The organism is Paenibacillus sp. AD87 (assembly GCF_001659845.1).
GTDB lineage: Bacteria > Bacillota > Bacilli > Paenibacillales > Paenibacillaceae > Paenibacillus > Paenibacillus marchantiae.
On record NZ_LXQN01000022.1, the window covers coordinates 459,219 to 475,749 of the forward strand.

Below are 16,531 nucleotides of genomic sequence, written 5' to 3' on the forward strand. Positions count from 1 at the left end.
CAGAACGATAATTGAAGTTTTTAATACTTTCTCATTAAGATTAATCGACCGGAAGATCAGTGTCAACAAACTTAACGATTTCTTTGTGAATATTTGCTTTTTTCCATTTTATACACTAAATAAATTAACGAACTGTAAACTTTCATCACATGAATGTGTTAATGCGTTTCATCTCGAAAGCGTATACATTGTTCATTTTCTATTAGTGACTATCAGTGTTTAATACTATTTATGTTATGTTCCACAGAACGGTTCGGGTATTCAGGTAACCTTTATTCTGTACTAGAATTGCCGTATTTCTGCCTGTCACCCCACCATCGCCTTGGGCTTCGATGGTTCATCGTAATACCTGCTTCGGGAAGGAAGCATACTCGTCACCCACAATCCCAACGCAGCCAGCAGCATAACCCCGGATACAACTGTATATACCATACGAAGTGACAACTGCTCGGCCACTACGCCTGCAATCAAAATGGAAGCCACCTGTAGCATACTTAACACTAGTCCAAGTACACTGCTCATTCGCCCCATCAGATCGACAGGGATATTATTTTGATAAAAGGTAACCAGGCCCGTATTCGCCAGTGCGGAGCACAGACCGAGCAGAATAAAGGCAACCGCCGCCAGCTCAAACGATAATGAACGGGAGAACAGAAAATAACCCAGCGCGACCAGAAGTACACCGCCACCCATCATGTGACGGATCGGCAAATGTTTGGCGAACATCCAAACCAGCATGGAACCTGCCAAATAACCGATTCCGGTGATACTCATTAATGCTCCGTACTGTGATTCAGGCAGGTTCATCACCTGACGGATAAACACCACTTCCTGGGCATCCAGCGACATGCCGACCACCAGAATAATCTGGAACAGGGCATATATACCGACCACGTAGCCCGACTTTCGGCTGAAGCTCAGTACAGCTCTCCAATCCTGGGCAATCATCCGAGGTGTGAGTCTGCTTCCCGTCCCTATATTCTGTTCTCCAATGCCCAGTTTGGGAAGAAACATTAGAATCAACGCAGAAGCAGCAAAGGAAACCGCATTGGCATAAATGGCTGCCGCCGGAGATAAATAAATTAGCATCACTCCTGCAACTGCTGGGCCGGTAATAAATGCCCCTGAGCTGATCAGGGCTTGTAGGGAATTGAAGCGCTTGCGCCGTTCAGCAGGTACCAACCGGGTAATGTATACCTGAGAGGAAGGGACAAATATAGATGAAGACATGCTGATCAGAAACATCACTGCGTACATCATCCATAGGCTGGACATCAGTGGGAGCGCCGCCACCAACAATGCCCGTAGCATATCAGCACCAATCATCAGCTGTCGCTGATCATAACGATCAATCAGGCTGCCTGACCAAAACTTAGTGCACACCGAAGCAATCGGCGAGATAATCCACAACCCTGCGACTGCCGCTGGAGACTGTGTCATATTCAATACCATCAGGTTAATCGCCACAATATATATGAAATCACCCAGATTGGATATGCCCACTCCGCTAAGCAGCAATCCGGCATGCTTCCAGCCACCAGACTGCCCCTTCGATGCAACTCTCTTTGCACGAATGTTCTTCATAGCGCTACCCACCCACTAGAAATCACAAATTATAACTCATAGAAAATACTCTCGTTCTGTACATATGGTTTGCAAAATTTGCTGCATATAAGAGGCATTCGCTCTTTCATCCATTCGTACCTGGACTCATTCTCCATCTGAAATGCAAAATAGCCGAACGTAAAGATCAGCATGAATCCTTCCATTAACCGAATATCACGCTTCGTCAGTGGTCCTGTCTGCTCCGTATATCCCGATAGGAAGACATCCCGTTCCTCCCGATTGAAAATCGTAGCCGCACCTCCGGCATCAAAGAGATAGTAGCCATAACCGTATAAACAAAAATCAATCATAGATATACCCTGATCCGTCACTAGCAGATTACCGCGGGTGATGTCCCCGTGAATCACTCCCCATGTCTCGGCATTCTGCGGATACGCTTCGAGTTGCCTGTTAATGTTCTCAAACGTCTCACGAATCAGATCGAAATCTTCAGGAGTAAAGATACCACGTCTAACGCCTTCCTCCAATTGCTCCAACATGACCAGATTCTCTTTGATCGAGCCATAGGCTGGTCTTACTCCCATTTGCTCTAAGGCAGGGCTATCGTTATATATATCTGAGATGATCGCCTTATCAGCGTGCTGTTCACGGTCATTCGTCTGCTGCCCGCTTTCAGACTTCAGTGAACCCACCTGAGGCTCAGGAGCTCCCGTTGGTCGTCGTCCATATTGGTGCAACGTCTGCAACTGTACGCCCAAATCATGAATCTGCGCTGTTGTCAGACGTTCTCCCTGCTTAATATCCCTGCCCTCAATCCATTCCAGAACAGTACAACAGATCTCTTCTCCTGCTTCGTCCAACCAGACGGTGACCCACTCATCCGATGTATTGCGTACAGGAGTCTGCACCCGCAATGGTCTGGTAGCCCGTAATTCATAAAGTAGATTCATCTCTGCTTCAAGTGCAGGTCGTGTATGCTGGATGCCCGTCATGCTTGCAAAAGCGGCTTTATGTATACGCAATAGGTACTTCTCTCCGGTTGATTCATCAACCACCTGATACGTTAGATTTTCATTATGTCGGATAAAGGAAATTGAAGGCTTTTCTATGGAATAATGCGAGATAATTTCAGTTGCCATGGTGTCATGGGCAATCTTATGGGTAGTTATGATCCACATCTCCTTCTCTTATCAAATTAAAGGTGGTGCTCACAAATATCGTAGCATGATTGTTTTTATTTTGGCAAACTATTCCATATGTAGAATGATGTAAAAAAGCATAACCCCCGAACGACCTCGCCCGAGTGTTATGCTTCCTTCTATCTCTATAAATCTATCATCGATCTCATACTCCATCCAATTTAACAGTTAACCGAAACGTCCCATAATATATTCTTGAGTCAGACGATTGTCCGGGTTGGTGAAAATATGTTCCGTATCCCCGTGCTCAATCATGCTTCCCAGATAAAAATAAGCTGTATAATCCGAGATGCGTGCCGCCTGCTGCATATTATGGGTAACAATCACGATCCGCAGCTCCTTCTTGAGCTCCGAGATCAACTCCTCCACCTTACCCGTTGATACCGGGTCAAGCGCAGATGCCGGCTCATCGAGCAGCAAAATCTGCGGATCAACCGACAACGCGCGGGCGATACAGAGCCGCTGCTGTTGCCCACCCGAAAGGGCCAGGGCAGATTCATTCAGTCTGTCCTTCACTTCGTCCCAGAGCGCAGCGCGACGCAAGCTTTTTTCCACAATTTCATCCAGTGCCTTCTTGTTCTTGATACCGCGGTAGCGGGGGCCAAACGCGATATTGTTGTAGATAGACTTGTGGAAAGGGTTCGGCTTCTGCCACACCATGCCGATCTTCTGACGAAGCTTGATTACATCTGTGCCCGGCTCATTCAGATCATTGCCATCCATCCAGATATGTCCCTCGGTGCGGGAACCGGCAATCTCGTCGTTCATTCGGTTGAGCGACCGCAGGAACGTGGATTTACCACAGCCGGATGGTCCAATGAGTGCCGTTACACTGGCTTCGGGAAAAGTCAGGCTGATCTGCTTAACTGCCTGAAAATGCCCATAATATATGCTTAACTGTTCCGTACCAAAAGGTATGGCCATGTTCGTTCCTCCTTATTTCGAAGCTGTCATGCGGCGGTAAACCACCCGACCGATCCAGCGTGCACTCAGATTGAACGCCAGTACGAGAAGTACAAGCACGGCTGAAGCGCCAGCTGCTACTTCTTTGGAATCCGGGCCAATGCCTTCACTGTTTACTTTCCAGATGTGCACGGCCAGCGTCTCTGCCGGACGCAATGGATTGATCGGCGATCTTGGACTCGTTGGATTCCAGTCCGTGAAGTCCAGCGGTGGACTACTCATACCTGCTGTGAACATCAGGGCTGCTGCTTCACCGAAGATCCGGCCCGATGCCAGGATCGTACCCGTGATTAAGCTTGGCAATGCCACAGGCAGCAGAATGGAAGTAATAATTTTCCATTTGGACAATCCGAGTGCAAGACCTGCTTCCTTCTGCTCTTTTGGAACGGCCCGGAACGCTTGCTCCGTTGTCCGCACCATGAGTGGAAGATTGAATATAGCCAAGGCCATGGCACCCGATAATAAGGAGAATCCGAGACCAAATTTATTAACAATTAACAAGAGTCCGAACAAACCAATAACGATAGACGGGAACGAGGATAACACTTCGACAACCAGTCGAATAAAACTTGTGATCCGGCCCGGCTTGGCGTACTCAGCCATATAAATACCGCCACCCCATCCGAGAGGGATGGTAATAATCAGGGTCAGAACAAGCAGGAAAATCGAGTTGAATAATTGCGGTCCAATCCCGCCTCCACCTTTGAGTAACTGTGGTGAACTGGTCAGGAAGTGCCAGTTAATCTGGCCAATCCCACGTACCAGAATGAAGCCAAGCAAACCGAGCAAGAGAACAACAATGAACAGGGCCAGAACAACGATAACGGATGTGGCAACTTTATCTACCGTTTTAGCCTTCATTTTCATACCCGGTTCCTCCTTTCAAGCAGGCGAACCAGAATGACGAAGACAAAGGTCATCACCAGCAGGACAAGCGCCATACTCCACAGTGCATTATTATGAACAGATCCCATCGTGGTGTTACCCATACTCAAGGTGATTACACTCGTTAACGTTGAAGCCGATTCGAGCAGTGATGTCGGTACATGCGGCGCATTCCCGATGACCATCTGTACGGCAAGAGCTTCACCAAATGCGCGAGCCATACCCAGTACAATCCCTGTCAGCAAAGCTGGAAGAACCGTCGGGATAATGACACGGTAAATCGTTTGCCAGCGAGTTGCCCCCAGTGCGTAGGATGATTCACGCAGACCTTTCGGCAGTGCAGACAGTGCATCTGCCATAATGCTTGTTACGGTAGGCAAAATCATAACAGACAGAACCAAACATCCGGCTGCAATCCCGACGCCGGCTCCGCCAAACATGCTGCGCAATAAAGGAACGATAACACTGAGACCGATAAACCCGTACACAACGGAAGGAATACCAGACAGCAATTCAATCGCAGGTTGCAATATCTTTTTACCTTTACCTGGTACAATCTCGGTCATGAAGAGCGCTGCACACAAGCTAAGCGGACTTGCAATCAGAGCTGCAAGCAATGTTGTTATGAATGAACCGGTAATGAACGGCAACGCTCCGTAGGCAGCGGGTTCCCCCGTTGGGTTCCACGTTTTTCCGGATAAAAATTCGCGTAAACTTACGCCATTCTGGAAAAAGGTCGACAAGCCTTTGGACGCTACAAAATAAACGATGGAAAACATGACAACGATCAGGAAAACGACACAAATCGACGTATAGATCCGTCCCGTCCACTCTTCCCAATAATGCTTCTCTCTCAAGGGCCGGCGCGGTTTCAACTTGTTGTTCATTACCGTTCCCCCTTCGGTCTGTTCCATAACAACCATCCTTCTATAGTAGAATTCATGCAAAATATGGGATTAATCCAGAGCAAACCGCGCAAAGAGGCAGGACCTAGGTCCGCCTCTCTCGCTGTATGCGCAAGTTCAAAGATTATTGAGTCACAGTGCCTGCTGCGTCACGTTTTACTTTCATGCCGGATACTGGGATGTAACCAAGCTCCGTCACGTCGTTTTGTTGAATTTCGTCACTCAGGATGTAGTCGAGGAATGCTTTTGTTGCTGCATCCGGGTCACCTTTAGTGTACATGTGCTCGTAAGCCCATACCGGATAAGTTCCTGCTTCTACGTTCTCAACCGTTGCTTCTACACCTTCGTATTTCAAAACTTGCAGGCTGTCATCCAGGTAGGACAGAGCCAAGTAACCAATAGCGCCCGGCGTTTCAGCTACGAGCTTTTTAACTGTACCGGAGGAATCTTCCTGAATAGAACCTTGGATATCTTCCACTTTTGTTCCCAGTGCAAAGTTCTCGAATGTTGCACGAGTACCGGAGCTGCTAGGACGGTTTACGATAACGATGGCTTGATCTTTACCGCCAACATCTTTCCAGTTTGTGATTTTACCAGAGAAAATGTCGATCAGTTGTTGCTTCGTCAAATCTTGTACACCTGCATCTTTGTTGCTTACTGGAGCGATGGCTACAACAGCCACTTGGTGGTCTTTCAGTTCGCTTACTTTTGCTGCGTCATCGATTTTCTCTTCTGCAAATACGTCAGAGTTACCGATTGTAGCTTGTCCTTCGGATACTTGTGTCAGACCTGTACCACTACCGCCGCCTTGCACTTGTACCATCACGTTCTTATATTCATCAACTGCCATAAATTTTTGTCCAGCTTGCTCTACCAGAGGTTGCAGTGCTGTTGATCCAACAGCGAGAATGTTACCACTAAGTTCAGTAGCAGTTTCTCCTGTGGAACCATTGCTTCCCTCTGTACCAGCGTCATTTTTCGATCCGCATGCTGCGAGTACCAGTACGAACGTTAAGGTCATCAAAATGAACGGCAACTTTTTAAACATGTTTTGTTTTCCTCCCCCAAATTAGTGACGGCGATTTGCTTTTATTTTTGTTCACCATCAACTCTTTATTCATTGTAGTTGCGTTATGTCATCTCAAAATCAATGTTTTGTAAACGCAATGTTAAAAATGTTTACTGGATTGAAATGCATCTGTTACAAATTGCGCTGAAGTGGCCGCTCCGGGAACTGACGTTGTTTCAATCCGTATTGTGTCCAGATTTTTATTACATAATGAATAAGTCGCTAATACTTTCGACTGGCCGTTCCGGTTACGGATCGTTCTTCCGATCGCTGTTGTCTCCAATTTTTTTTGATTTGATATGTATAATGTTAAAACTCGGAGACAAAGGCGAACGCTTCGCTTCTTCAGAATCGATTCCGTCCCGTCCCGTCCCCTCCACTACGTTCGGTGTTTTATCTACCCATTAAGAACTAATGATAATTTTGACCTTTCTTACAGGTAAAATCCTTACACAGAATAAGCTTCGCGTTTACACAATCGTTCCGTTCCCTGCGCTGTGTCAGCGCTGGTTGTGTCTCAGGCATTTTAATCCTCAGACTGGGGGATGGCAAAAAAGAAGGCCAGCACTGTAGAAGGCTGGCCATTGTGTACATGTAATGTAAAAAGAGAATTTGTTTCTTCTATAGAAGAAACAAAAAAACTGCCTCATAGCTGGTAGGTAGCACCAGCAAATGAGAGCAGCTTTCTACAATAAGTTGGATCATATGATGATTGTTAATGTAAAATGCGATTTTATTAACCCAGAATCCATAGCCATAATGCCAATCCGGCCAAGGTGATTAATAGTGTGGGAATGGTTAAGATGATGCCTGCCTTGAAATAATATCCCCATGTAATCTTTACACCTTTGCGGGACAGCACATGCAGCCACAGTAGTGTGGCAAGTGAACCGATTGGCGTCATTTTGGGACCCAGATCGGAACCAATCACATTGGCATAGATTAGCGCCTCACGTACAATACCTTCGGTGTGTGCACCCTGAATCGCCAATGCGTTAATTAAAACGGTGGGCAAGTTGTTCATTAAAGATGACAATATCGCAGCGATCATGCCCATTCCCACTGAGGCAGCTAACAAACCATGGTCTGCGATGGCATCAAGCCAGCGGCTCAAATGATCGGTTAAGCCGGCATTACGCAGTCCATACACCACGATATACATGCCCACCGAGAACACGACAATGGACCATGGTGCTTCCTTGATCACGCGTTTCAGGTCCACAGCTTCGCTCTTTCTTGCCAATATAGCGAACAAAAGTGCTACGGCGCCGACGATAACCGATACGGGAATCGGCAAAAACTCACTGGAGGCATAGGCCACGAGCAGCAGCACCAGCATGAACCAGGCGATGCGGAACATCCGCGGATCACGAATAGCTTCCCGTGGATCACGTGCTGCAGAAATATCGTAGCGAAGCGGGATGCTTTTGCGATAAAACAAGAACAGCATCCCGGTACTCGCCACGATGGAAAAGAGATTAGGCACAATCATCCGCACCGCATATTCCACAAATGTAATACCGAAATAATCCGCAGATACGATATTCACCAGGTTGCTGACGACCAGCGGCAACGACGTTGTATCCGCGATAAATCCACTAGCCATAACAAAGGCGAGTACCATGCGCTCATGGAACTTCAATGCACGTACCATCGCGAGCACAATCGGGGTGAGGATTAGCGCTGCACCATCATTGGCGAAGAGCGCCGACACCGCCGCGCCGAGCAAAATGGAATAGATAAAGAGCCTACGTCCATTTCCTCCTGCCAACCTTGCCATATGAAGAGCGGCCCATTCGAAGAAACCTGTCTCATCGAGTATTAATGAAATCATGATAATGCCGACAAAAGCGAGCGTTGCATTCCATACAATGGATGCCACATCAGATGCATCGTTCAGACTGACGACACCACACATCAATGCTAGCAAAGCCCCACCCATGGCGGACCAACCAATACCCAACCCCCGTGGTTGCCAGATAACCAATGTGATGGTCAGGACAAAAATCAGAATTGCTACATATGTCATAAAGCCTCCTGCGCCGCTGTATTCATCATGTTTTGGAGCATGATATGAGAATGGCCTGCCAGATATGATTACACCGCAATTCTTGCGGATTAACCAGACGCTATAGTTATACAGGGCTGCAGGAGAAATGTCTATCTTTATTTCCTTCTAATCTCTATAGAAACTGCGTTAAAAGATATCGTCTAATGGTTAGGACTTGTCCCCATCCTTCGGCGTGTCCTCCACCATTTTGAACATACCCAACAATCCTTGTAGTTGCTCCGCCATACTGTTCAGATGTGCTGAAGACGAAGCGATCTCCTCTACAGATGCCAGCTGTTCCTGAGAAGATGCCGAGACGGATTCTGTATTCGCAGCAGATTCTTGGGTCACAATGGATATATCGTTCATTGCTTTGGCAACGTTGGAAGCGCCACTCTCCAATTGCTTCGTCGTTTCGGACAAATCATCCAGCGTATGAGCAGCATCCTCCACAGCCTCCCGAATCTGTGCGAAGGATTGTCCAGAAGTGTTCACAGCTTGAAGTCCGTCTCCAACCCGAGTCTGAGCTGCATTCATAGCGTTTAGAGCAGCATCCATATCCAGACGAATATTATGAACCAGTTCACCAATTTGTGCTGCCGAGCTTCCCGATTCTTCCGCAAGCTTCCGCACCTCTCCCGCTACAACTGCGAAGCCACGGCCAGCGTCACCCGCTCTTGCCGCTTCAATGGAAGCATTCAGGGCCAGTAGATTAGTTTGTTTCGAGATCGTGGCAATCACATCTACCATGCTGCCAATCTCAACGGACCGTGCATTCAGTGACTGAACCACGGTCGCCAGTTGTTCCACCGTTTCCTGAATGCTATTCATCTGCTCTACTGCCTGACCTGCAGCCTCATTACCTGAATGCGCTGCTCCAGATGTATGCCGCATATTCGTTGTAATGGATTGCACTCGCTCAGACATCATGCGAACATCTTCCGCCATTTGGCTCATTTGTCCCGATCCATCCGTTACACTCTTCACTTGCTGCTCGGCACCCTCGGCAAGTTCCTGAATTGCCATCGTTGAATGCTCAATAGCTTTGGTTGTTTGATCCGCACTAGCGGACAATTCCTGTGAGGAGGCAGATACCTGCTCTGCTGTTTCCTGTACACCCAGAATCATCATGCGCAGATTGTCGACCATCCGTTCAAAGTATTTCGCCAGATCGCCTACCTCATCTTTGCGTCCTGTGTCCAATTTTACCGTCAGGTCGCCTTTACTTACGGATCTGGCGGATTCCTGCAGACGTTTAATCGGACGCAGCATCGAACGTGTAAACCAAATAATGAAGATCAGAGTAAGCAATGTGGCAACCAGAATAACTATTAAAGTAGTTACACGAATGTCTTTACTTGCATTGGATACTTCACTTTGGAACATTGTGCCACCAATCTTCCACCCGGTTTCCTCATTAGTAGAGAAAATCATGGTTTTGGCATCATCATTATAGATATAACTGAACTCACCTTCCTTGCTCTCATACATTGGATCCAGCACAGTTGTTGGTTCTTGTGTACCGGCTTCCACGACTGGAGATACGACATAATTTTTGTCTGCATCCAAGATGACGACATACCCTTCTTTGCCAACCTTAATGGATGCCTGTTTTCGCAGTTCTGTTAGATTCATGGATAAACCAATAACACCGGATTGATCATCAAGCGTTTTGGAGACAAAAACAACAGCAATGCCGTCCGTATTTTTGGATACAGGTGAAACTACTGTAGTGCCTGGCTTCTCTATTGCTAGCTTGTACCATTCGCGTTCCCGGGGATCATAGGGCGACCCTTGTGAGCTTCCCGCAGATTCCTTACCACGGACCATGACTCCCTCTTTGGTTCCCACAAAAATATTTAAAGCATCCGGATGTAAACCCAGATACTGTTTCAATTTCATTTCAAGCTCAGGACTTTCATTTTGTCCTTTAATCATGTCTTTCTCAATCAAACTGGCAAAATAATTGATATCATGAATCTTCGCATCCACATGTGTCCCAATGATTGAATTCGTTGTGTCTACACTTTGTTTGGCACTGTCCATCAGTTGGTCTTCCACCGTATTATCAGCGATAATCAGCGTAACGATCCCAATGGCTAGACTCGGCAAGAGCAGAACCGCCAGGAAGGATACCAATAATTTGTTCCTTATGCTCCAGACGAAGCCCTTTTTGTTTTTCTTTTTCGGTTTATTATCTTTTGGCTTGGCTGGCTTGGTTGCTGCCTTAACTTGCTCATTCCCCTGAATGTTCCCCATTTTGCTTCTCCCCCTCCAAATATAAATCTGCCCTTTTTCTTTTTTATGTAGGACCTCCCCAATCTAATTAAATAAGGTGTCACATAGACGCCCATCTAATCTAAAGGCCTATCCTATATATCGGTTGGATGAGCGTATTTATAAATTTACATAGCATGACAAACAAGCCACTCCGATCATGCGAAGTGACTTGTTGGTACATCCGTATTTTATTGTTTATGCAGATGTTTTTCCGTAGGGACCTTGTGGCGGATATGCGGTTGGCTTACCAAAATAATACCCTTGTGCCAAATCAATACCCACGGATCGACAGAAATCAAATTCCTCGATTCGTTCAATGCCTTCGGCAAGTACCCGCCCCTCAAATCGACGCGACATCTCAACAATATTGATAATTTGCTGCTGTTTGTTCAAATCATGATCACAATGATCAATGAGGCTCCGATCTATTTTGACAAAATCCGGCTTCAGCCGATTCATTACTTCGATCGTCGAGAATCCGGCCCCCACGTCATCCAAGGCAACCGACATTCCATGAGAACGATACACCTCAAAAATATGCTGCAAGATGGACATATGCTGAATCTGTTCCGTTTCCACCACTTCAAACACAAAATCCTTAGGGTCTAGCGAAAGGCGTTCAATCGTCTCAAATGTGTGCGTCAGGCAGTATTCGGGGTTATAGATGGAGGAAGGCAGGAAATTCACAAAACGTTTGACACCATGCGGTAAAAGAACGGCACTCGTCTCGATGGCAGCAACACGTGCTGTCCGATCCAGAAAAGAATGCAATCCGGTATCCCTTGCAACTTCAAATAATTCATATGCACTGAAGGGTCTACCCTGTTCAGCAGGACGAAGTAAAAATTCAAATCCGATAATCTGCTCCGATGCATCTACGATTGGCTGCATATGACTGCTGAATTGATGTTCCAGAATAACAGAAACCAGATCAGCATGTTTGAGGCGAGCTTCCTGCATGGATAGACTAATCCAGCTATCAGCATCGGCCTGGCCATACAGTGGAGTGACCTGAACCGTTAACATATCTGGCAGGGTCGCTTCAATCTTGAGAATATCCTCAATACAACGTTTTACAGATTCAAGATTCAAAAAATGCATCCAGATGAGTTCATCCGAATGTTCGATATGTCTTCCCTGCTTTTGCAGTGCTTCCAGCAAAGCGGGGGAGATGGGACGCATATACAGGGTACCTTGATCCTCTATAGGATGAATTGGACTGCAGCCACTGCAATTCATGTAGAACCCCCTTGCCAGTTTGTGATTCTATCTCATTAATGTTTACTGGTATATACCCAAAGTTTGTAAATATTATAGCATGGGTCTTGAAATTTATCTCTACTGTTTTGATGACATCAACTATGACGGTTACTGATGCATTAACGTATCAGCATAGCATTAAAAAGACCGACAGTCTGATGACTGTCGGTCTTCATTTACCGCTAATTAATCTTAAGAAGCGGGAATTACGATTTTCTGTCCAACTTTAAGATTATGCACATTTGTAATTTTATTTACGGAAACCAGCTTGCGCCAGTCCACACCGTATTTCAAGCCGATGCGGTAGAGGTTATCTCCTTTTTTCACTACATGAACCACTTTGCCGCCTGCTGGTTTCTCAGGTTGTGGCTTGGTTGTAGGTTTAGTTGGAGTTGGGTCTGGTTTCGTAGGCGTTGGAGCAGGCTCCGTACCTGTTTCTGGAGTCGTTGTTGCTTCTCCTGTCAATTTCAAGCCATACTCAGCAAAACCATCTTTGTTTGTCCCAATAAAGGACATCGCCGGGTTCGCTTCAACCAATGCTTTGGCATCTGGGGAAGACGCGAATACCACTTCAAGATCGTTAAGTGCAGCTGCCGTTACACCTGCAGAAGGCTTAATTGGTGCAAGCGACCAGTTGCCATCTGCTGCCGGGTTAATCGTTTTGTTCTCACGGATGTAATCAATGATCACTTGACGGTTCTCATCCGGTGCAGCCAAGACGATACGTTTACCGTCTGGGTTAGCCAATTTGGACGAAGAAGCACGATAGTTATTCGTTGCCACGATGAATTTTTGAGCAGGATCAACCGGTTTACCATTGAAGCTCAGGTCTTTAATCCGGTTGGCTGAAGCATTTACAATCGTTGCTTTGCCATCGTATTTCGCTGGTTGTGTTACATCAATTTGGTACGTAACACCATCGATAACGTCGAAGTTATACGTTGGGAAGTCCATATTGACCAATTGTTGCTGTCCACCTTTTGCCGGATCGATCTGGTTAAATTGGCCAGCAGACCATTCCAACCATTCTTTCAGCTCAGCGCCATTAACCAACACGGCATGTACCGTATTTGGATACACGTACAAGTCAGCTACGTTTTTAATCGCAATGGTGCCTTTAGGGATATTCGTGTAATACGATGCACCTGAACGTCCGCCTGCTTTGAACGGAGCTCCTGCAGACAATACAGGAATATCTTCGTATTCTGTTCCTTGCATATGTTTTTCAACATACCATTTCTGTGCATTGGTTACGATCTGAATGGATGGATCATCCTGAACCAGTGCAAAGAAGCTGTTGATTGGAGCTGTCGTTTCGCCGACTGGGCCACGCACATACTCAAGCGTACCTTCATGTTCGTCATGAACAGCATCAACGATCTCTTGATCAGCATCTACCAGAGCTTTTTTGTTGGCTGTGTCATAGATTGGGCGTGCCTCCACTTTGGAGTCTGCCACTTTCCATTTGCCGTCTACCAGTTCCAGATCCAGATCGATAATTCCAAGGTGGTCACCCCAGAAGCCTGGCTCTACAGCAGGAACGCCATTGATTGTACCTTTTTCAAGGTCTACACCTTTTTTACCGGCAAAATCAGCGCTTGGGAATACTTTATGGGCATGTCCGAACAGAATGGCATTAATGCCTTCAACCTGGCTCAGATACAATACTGAGTTTTCCATCAGATCCGTTTGCGGAATATCTTCAAAACCGGAGTGAGGAATAGCTACAATAATGTCGGCACCTTCAGCCTTCATTTTAGGAATGAATTTTTTCGCAGTAGCGATAATGTCTTTGGCAATGACTTTGCCTTCCAGATTAGCGCTGTCCCACTGCATTACTTGTGGTGGTACAAATCCGATGACACCCACCTTGATGGTGTGCTCTTTGCCACTCTCATCGGTAACTTTTTTGTCTAAAATTTTATACGGGGTGAAATAGTTCTTGTCATTCGTCTCATCGTCGTCACCGTCATCTACATATACGTTGGCATTGATGTAAGGGAAGTTCGCACCTTCCAGCGTCATGTCAAGGAAATCCAAACCATAGTTAAACTCATGGTTACCGATGTTTCCTGCATCATAATCGAGCAGGTTCATCGCTTTATATACAGGGTGAGTCTCACCCTTTTTGAGTGGATCAATCTTCGCTACATAATCCCCGAGCGGGTTACCCTGGATCAGGTCACCGTTGTCGAACAGCAAGCTGTTCTTTGCTTCGTCACGGGCTTTTTTGATCAGCGTAGCTGTCTTCGCCAGACCATACTGGTCTGTCTCTTTGTCGGAATAGTAGTCATAGTTAATCAGGTTGTCGTGAATGTCCGTTGTTTCCATGATCCGCAATTTAACCTTGGTAGCGTCCGCAGCCGATACAGGTACCGGAAATACCGCAAGCACGTTTAATGCAACCAAAGCGGCAGTCAGGCTTGATAATACTTTTTTACTCTTTCTCAAAATAACCCCTCCCGGTTATGTACATTGAATCATGCATTAGTGAGCAAACGAATAAGCGCAGAAATGCGAAAGATCTCATGGGTTGTGCGTACTGATTTTCTGATCGTATGGTTCAGAATTCCAGGTTAGTTTATCTCACATGAACATCTATTCATATCTGTGCGTACCGTTTACATTCCAAATCATAACGCAATGTTCAGTCATTGAAAAGCATTATTTTTTACGTTATCCGCACATACCTACCCCAGTTTACAATAACATGCGTGATTTCGACATCTTTTGCATGTTTTTGGATGAAAATAGTTTACTCACGCTGTTAAAAACGTATATTACATGTGGCTTACATCTATATCCATATTAGCTGAATCGACCCATATCAAAAAACCGTGAAGCCTTCTGGCGTTCACGGTTTGCTATATCTTTTCCAAATAGTCGGCACGGCCTTCCACTTAGAAAAGGTGATTTTCAATATCTAAAATTATTGCTCCCACACCTGATGCTCATGATCTTTGCCGATGTATTCAATCCGTTTTGGGGTAATGTCCAGAATGACATAATTGGGATCGTTCGGGCCGTCAAACCAAGCTTTTAGTTCATCATTCCATACCTGTTCGCGTAAACCTTCATTTTTCGTCACTTCGCATGTTCCTTCAATCTCAACCACTTCCTTGGAGCCGCCCGCTTCATAACCTAGCAAAAGGCTGACGTTCGGATTATTCTCCAGCTCCTCTACCTTGTGCGTACGGCGGTTTGTCGCCAGATGAATGTTCATTCCATCGTTGAAAAGCGCCATATAGCGGGATTTCGGTTTACCGTTCTCCACCGTGGAGAAACTGCAAAAAGGGTTGTTTTCCAATGCTTTTACAATGTTTTGTTCCAATTCAGTCTGGTTCATGGGACATGCTCCTTTCGATTTGGGGGAATATTTGAAGAACGTTGTAGGCGACCGTTACGGGTACGGATCGTTCTTTCGATCGCTGTTGTCTCGCAGACGATTTACACTGACACTACGAAGACAGAACAACCTTCCAATCGCTGTTATCCCCAGATTTTTTGACTCCCTATTCTCAAGGGAAAATCCGGTGATAAAGGCGAACGCTTTGCTTTTTCAGGTTTCTTCTGTCCTCTCCGTTATCGTGTAAATGTTTAATTCAACGGATATATAAGTGAAAATCTAGGATGCAAGCAAACGCTTCGCTTCTTCAGAATCGATTCCGTCCCCTTCACTACTTCCATTGTTCTTCAACATTAGGGTAGATAAGCTAAAATCTCAAAGATAAGCATACTTGATTGCCTATCTCTGATCTCTTCGCTTATATCACATTGTTGTATATAAGCCTGTACTTATAGTGTACCCACCTCATCTATGGTGAATCCATGAACCCGTTCGTAAACGTGACAGTTTTAATTCAAATCTCCAAGATAAATGCGTGATGAATTCTTATTCTGGAGCAACTCACCAATTGTTTTCGGATATAGGCGAACCTTGGACAGCTCTTCAAGCGAAATCCATTCTACAGCTACCTGATGGTCGTCTGGATTAGAGCCTTCGAAGATTGTTGCTTTCGAATCAATCAATCTGCATTCAAAATAAAATTCAACCTGGTGGACATCGGCATCCCACTCGGCAAATTCATGGTTTTTTCCGATATACTCCCGGATATGCAGCAATTCTCCCACAGTCACCGCCTGTCCAATCTCCTCCAGACATTCACGGGCAACGGCATCCTTAAGTTCTTCGCCTTTCTCCTGTCCTCCGCCGGGGAAAACATAAGCGTCACCATATTGATCCTCCAGCCGGATCACCAGCAAACGTCCATCCTGTACAATAACGGCCTTTGCCGAATTACGTATCGGTTTCATGCTCTAATTTCACTCCTTACAAACTCTTGTAGATCGACCT

12 protein-coding genes are annotated in these 16,531 nt (G+C 46.0%); all 12 read right to left on the reverse strand.

Annotated features, from left to right (window positions below; all coding sequences use genetic code 11):
- Nucleotides 1-306: 306 nt before the first annotated feature.
- Entirely contained in the window at nt 307-1,584 is a 1,278-nt protein-coding gene (locus tag gpAD87_RS30210) for an MFS transporter (protein ID WP_064642639.1), read from the reverse strand.
- 29 nt (nt 1,585-1,613) lie between these two features.
- The gene (locus gpAD87_RS30215; RefSeq protein ID WP_064642641.1) at nt 1,614-2,744 is read right to left on the reverse strand and encodes a phosphotransferase enzyme family protein; all 1,131 of its coding nucleotides are present in this window, start codon (nt 2,742-2,744) and stop codon (nt 1,614-1,616) included.
- Nucleotides 2,745-2,933: 189 nt separating this feature from the next.
- Nucleotides 2,934-3,689 carry a phosphate ABC transporter ATP-binding protein PstB gene (gene pstB / locus gpAD87_RS30220; protein WP_063566217.1) on the reverse strand — a complete coding sequence of 252 codons (756 nt, stop codon included), beginning with the start codon at nt 3,687-3,689 and terminating at the stop codon, nt 2,934-2,936.
- A gap of 12 nt (nt 3,690-3,701) precedes the next feature.
- Nucleotides 3,702-4,589, reverse strand: a complete 888-nt coding sequence (gene pstA / locus gpAD87_RS30225) for a phosphate ABC transporter permease PstA (RefSeq protein ID WP_064642944.1) — start codon at nt 4,587-4,589, stop codon at nt 3,702-3,704.
- A gap of 2 nt (nt 4,590-4,591) precedes the next feature.
- A complete protein-coding gene (gene pstC / locus gpAD87_RS30230; protein WP_099858708.1) occupies nt 4,592-5,500 on the reverse strand; it encodes a phosphate ABC transporter permease subunit PstC in 909 nt (302 codons plus the stop codon).
- Nucleotides 5,501-5,642: 142 nt separating this feature from the next.
- Entirely contained in the window at nt 5,643-6,566 is a 924-nt protein-coding gene (locus gpAD87_RS30235) for a phosphate ABC transporter substrate-binding protein PstS family protein (RefSeq protein ID WP_053779802.1), read from the reverse strand.
- A gap of 757 nt (nt 6,567-7,323) precedes the next feature.
- A complete protein-coding gene (locus gpAD87_RS30240) occupies nt 7,324-8,616 on the reverse strand; it encodes an arsenic transporter (RefSeq protein ID WP_064642645.1) in 1,293 nt (430 codons plus the stop codon).
- Between the two features lie 189 nt (nt 8,617-8,805).
- On the reverse strand, nt 8,806-10,896 hold the full coding sequence (locus gpAD87_RS30245) for a methyl-accepting chemotaxis protein (protein ID WP_082935407.1): 2,091 nt from the start codon (nt 10,894-10,896) through the stop codon (nt 8,806-8,808).
- Between the two features lie 216 nt (nt 10,897-11,112).
- On the reverse strand, nt 11,113-12,156 hold the full coding sequence (locus gpAD87_RS30250) for an EAL domain-containing protein (RefSeq protein ID WP_064642647.1): 1,044 nt from the start codon (nt 12,154-12,156) through the stop codon (nt 11,113-11,115).
- A 213-nt stretch (nt 12,157-12,369) separates the two neighbouring features.
- Nucleotides 12,370-14,628 carry a bifunctional 2',3'-cyclic-nucleotide 2'-phosphodiesterase/3'-nucleotidase gene (locus tag gpAD87_RS30255; RefSeq protein ID WP_064642650.1) on the reverse strand — a complete coding sequence of 753 codons (2,259 nt, stop codon included), beginning with the start codon at nt 14,626-14,628 and terminating at the stop codon, nt 12,370-12,372.
- A gap of 478 nt (nt 14,629-15,106) precedes the next feature.
- Nucleotides 15,107-15,523 carry a pyridoxamine 5'-phosphate oxidase family protein gene (locus tag gpAD87_RS30260; RefSeq protein ID WP_063566223.1) on the reverse strand — a complete coding sequence of 139 codons (417 nt, stop codon included), beginning with the start codon at nt 15,521-15,523 and terminating at the stop codon, nt 15,107-15,109.
- A gap of 509 nt (nt 15,524-16,032) precedes the next feature.
- The gene (locus tag gpAD87_RS30265) at nt 16,033-16,491 is read right to left on the reverse strand and encodes an NUDIX domain-containing protein (protein ID WP_064642652.1); all 459 of its coding nucleotides are present in this window, start codon (nt 16,489-16,491) and stop codon (nt 16,033-16,035) included.
- Between the last annotated feature and the right edge of the window lie 40 nt (nt 16,492-16,531).

Coding starts and splice junctions, on each gene's coding strand:
- gpAD87_RS30235 (WP_053779802.1), bottom strand. CDS start 6,566: ATGTTTAAAAAGTTGCCGTTCATTTTGATGACCTTAACGTTCGTACTG.
- gpAD87_RS30260 (WP_063566223.1), bottom strand. CDS start 15,523: ATGAACCAGACTGAATTGGAACAAAACATTGTAAAAGCATTGGAAAAC.
- pstA (WP_064642944.1), bottom strand. CDS start 4,589: ATGAAGGCTAAAACGGTAGATAAAGTTGCCACATCCGTTATCGTTGTT.
- pstC (WP_099858708.1), bottom strand. CDS start 5,500: ATGAACAACAAGTTGAAACCGCGCCGGCCCTTGAGAGAGAAGCATTAT.
- gpAD87_RS30215 (WP_064642641.1), bottom strand. CDS start 2,744: ATGTGGATCATAACTACCCATAAGATTGCCCATGACACCATGGCAACT.
- gpAD87_RS30210 (WP_064642639.1), bottom strand. CDS start 1,584: ATGAAGAACATTCGTGCAAAGAGAGTTGCATCGAAGGGGCAGTCTGGT.
- gpAD87_RS30245 (WP_082935407.1), bottom strand. CDS start 10,896: ATGGGGAACATTCAGGGGAATGAGCAAGTTAAGGCAGCAACCAAGCCA.
- gpAD87_RS30250 (WP_064642647.1), bottom strand. CDS start 12,156: ATGAATTGCAGTGGCTGCAGTCCAATTCATCCTATAGAGGATCAAGGT.
- gpAD87_RS30240 (WP_064642645.1), bottom strand. CDS start 8,616: ATGACATATGTAGCAATTCTGATTTTTGTCCTGACCATCACATTGGTT.
- pstB (WP_063566217.1), bottom strand. CDS start 3,689: ATGGCCATACCTTTTGGTACGGAACAGTTAAGCATATATTATGGGCAT.
- gpAD87_RS30265 (WP_064642652.1), bottom strand. CDS start 16,491: ATGAAACCGATACGTAATTCGGCAAAGGCCGTTATTGTACAGGATGGA.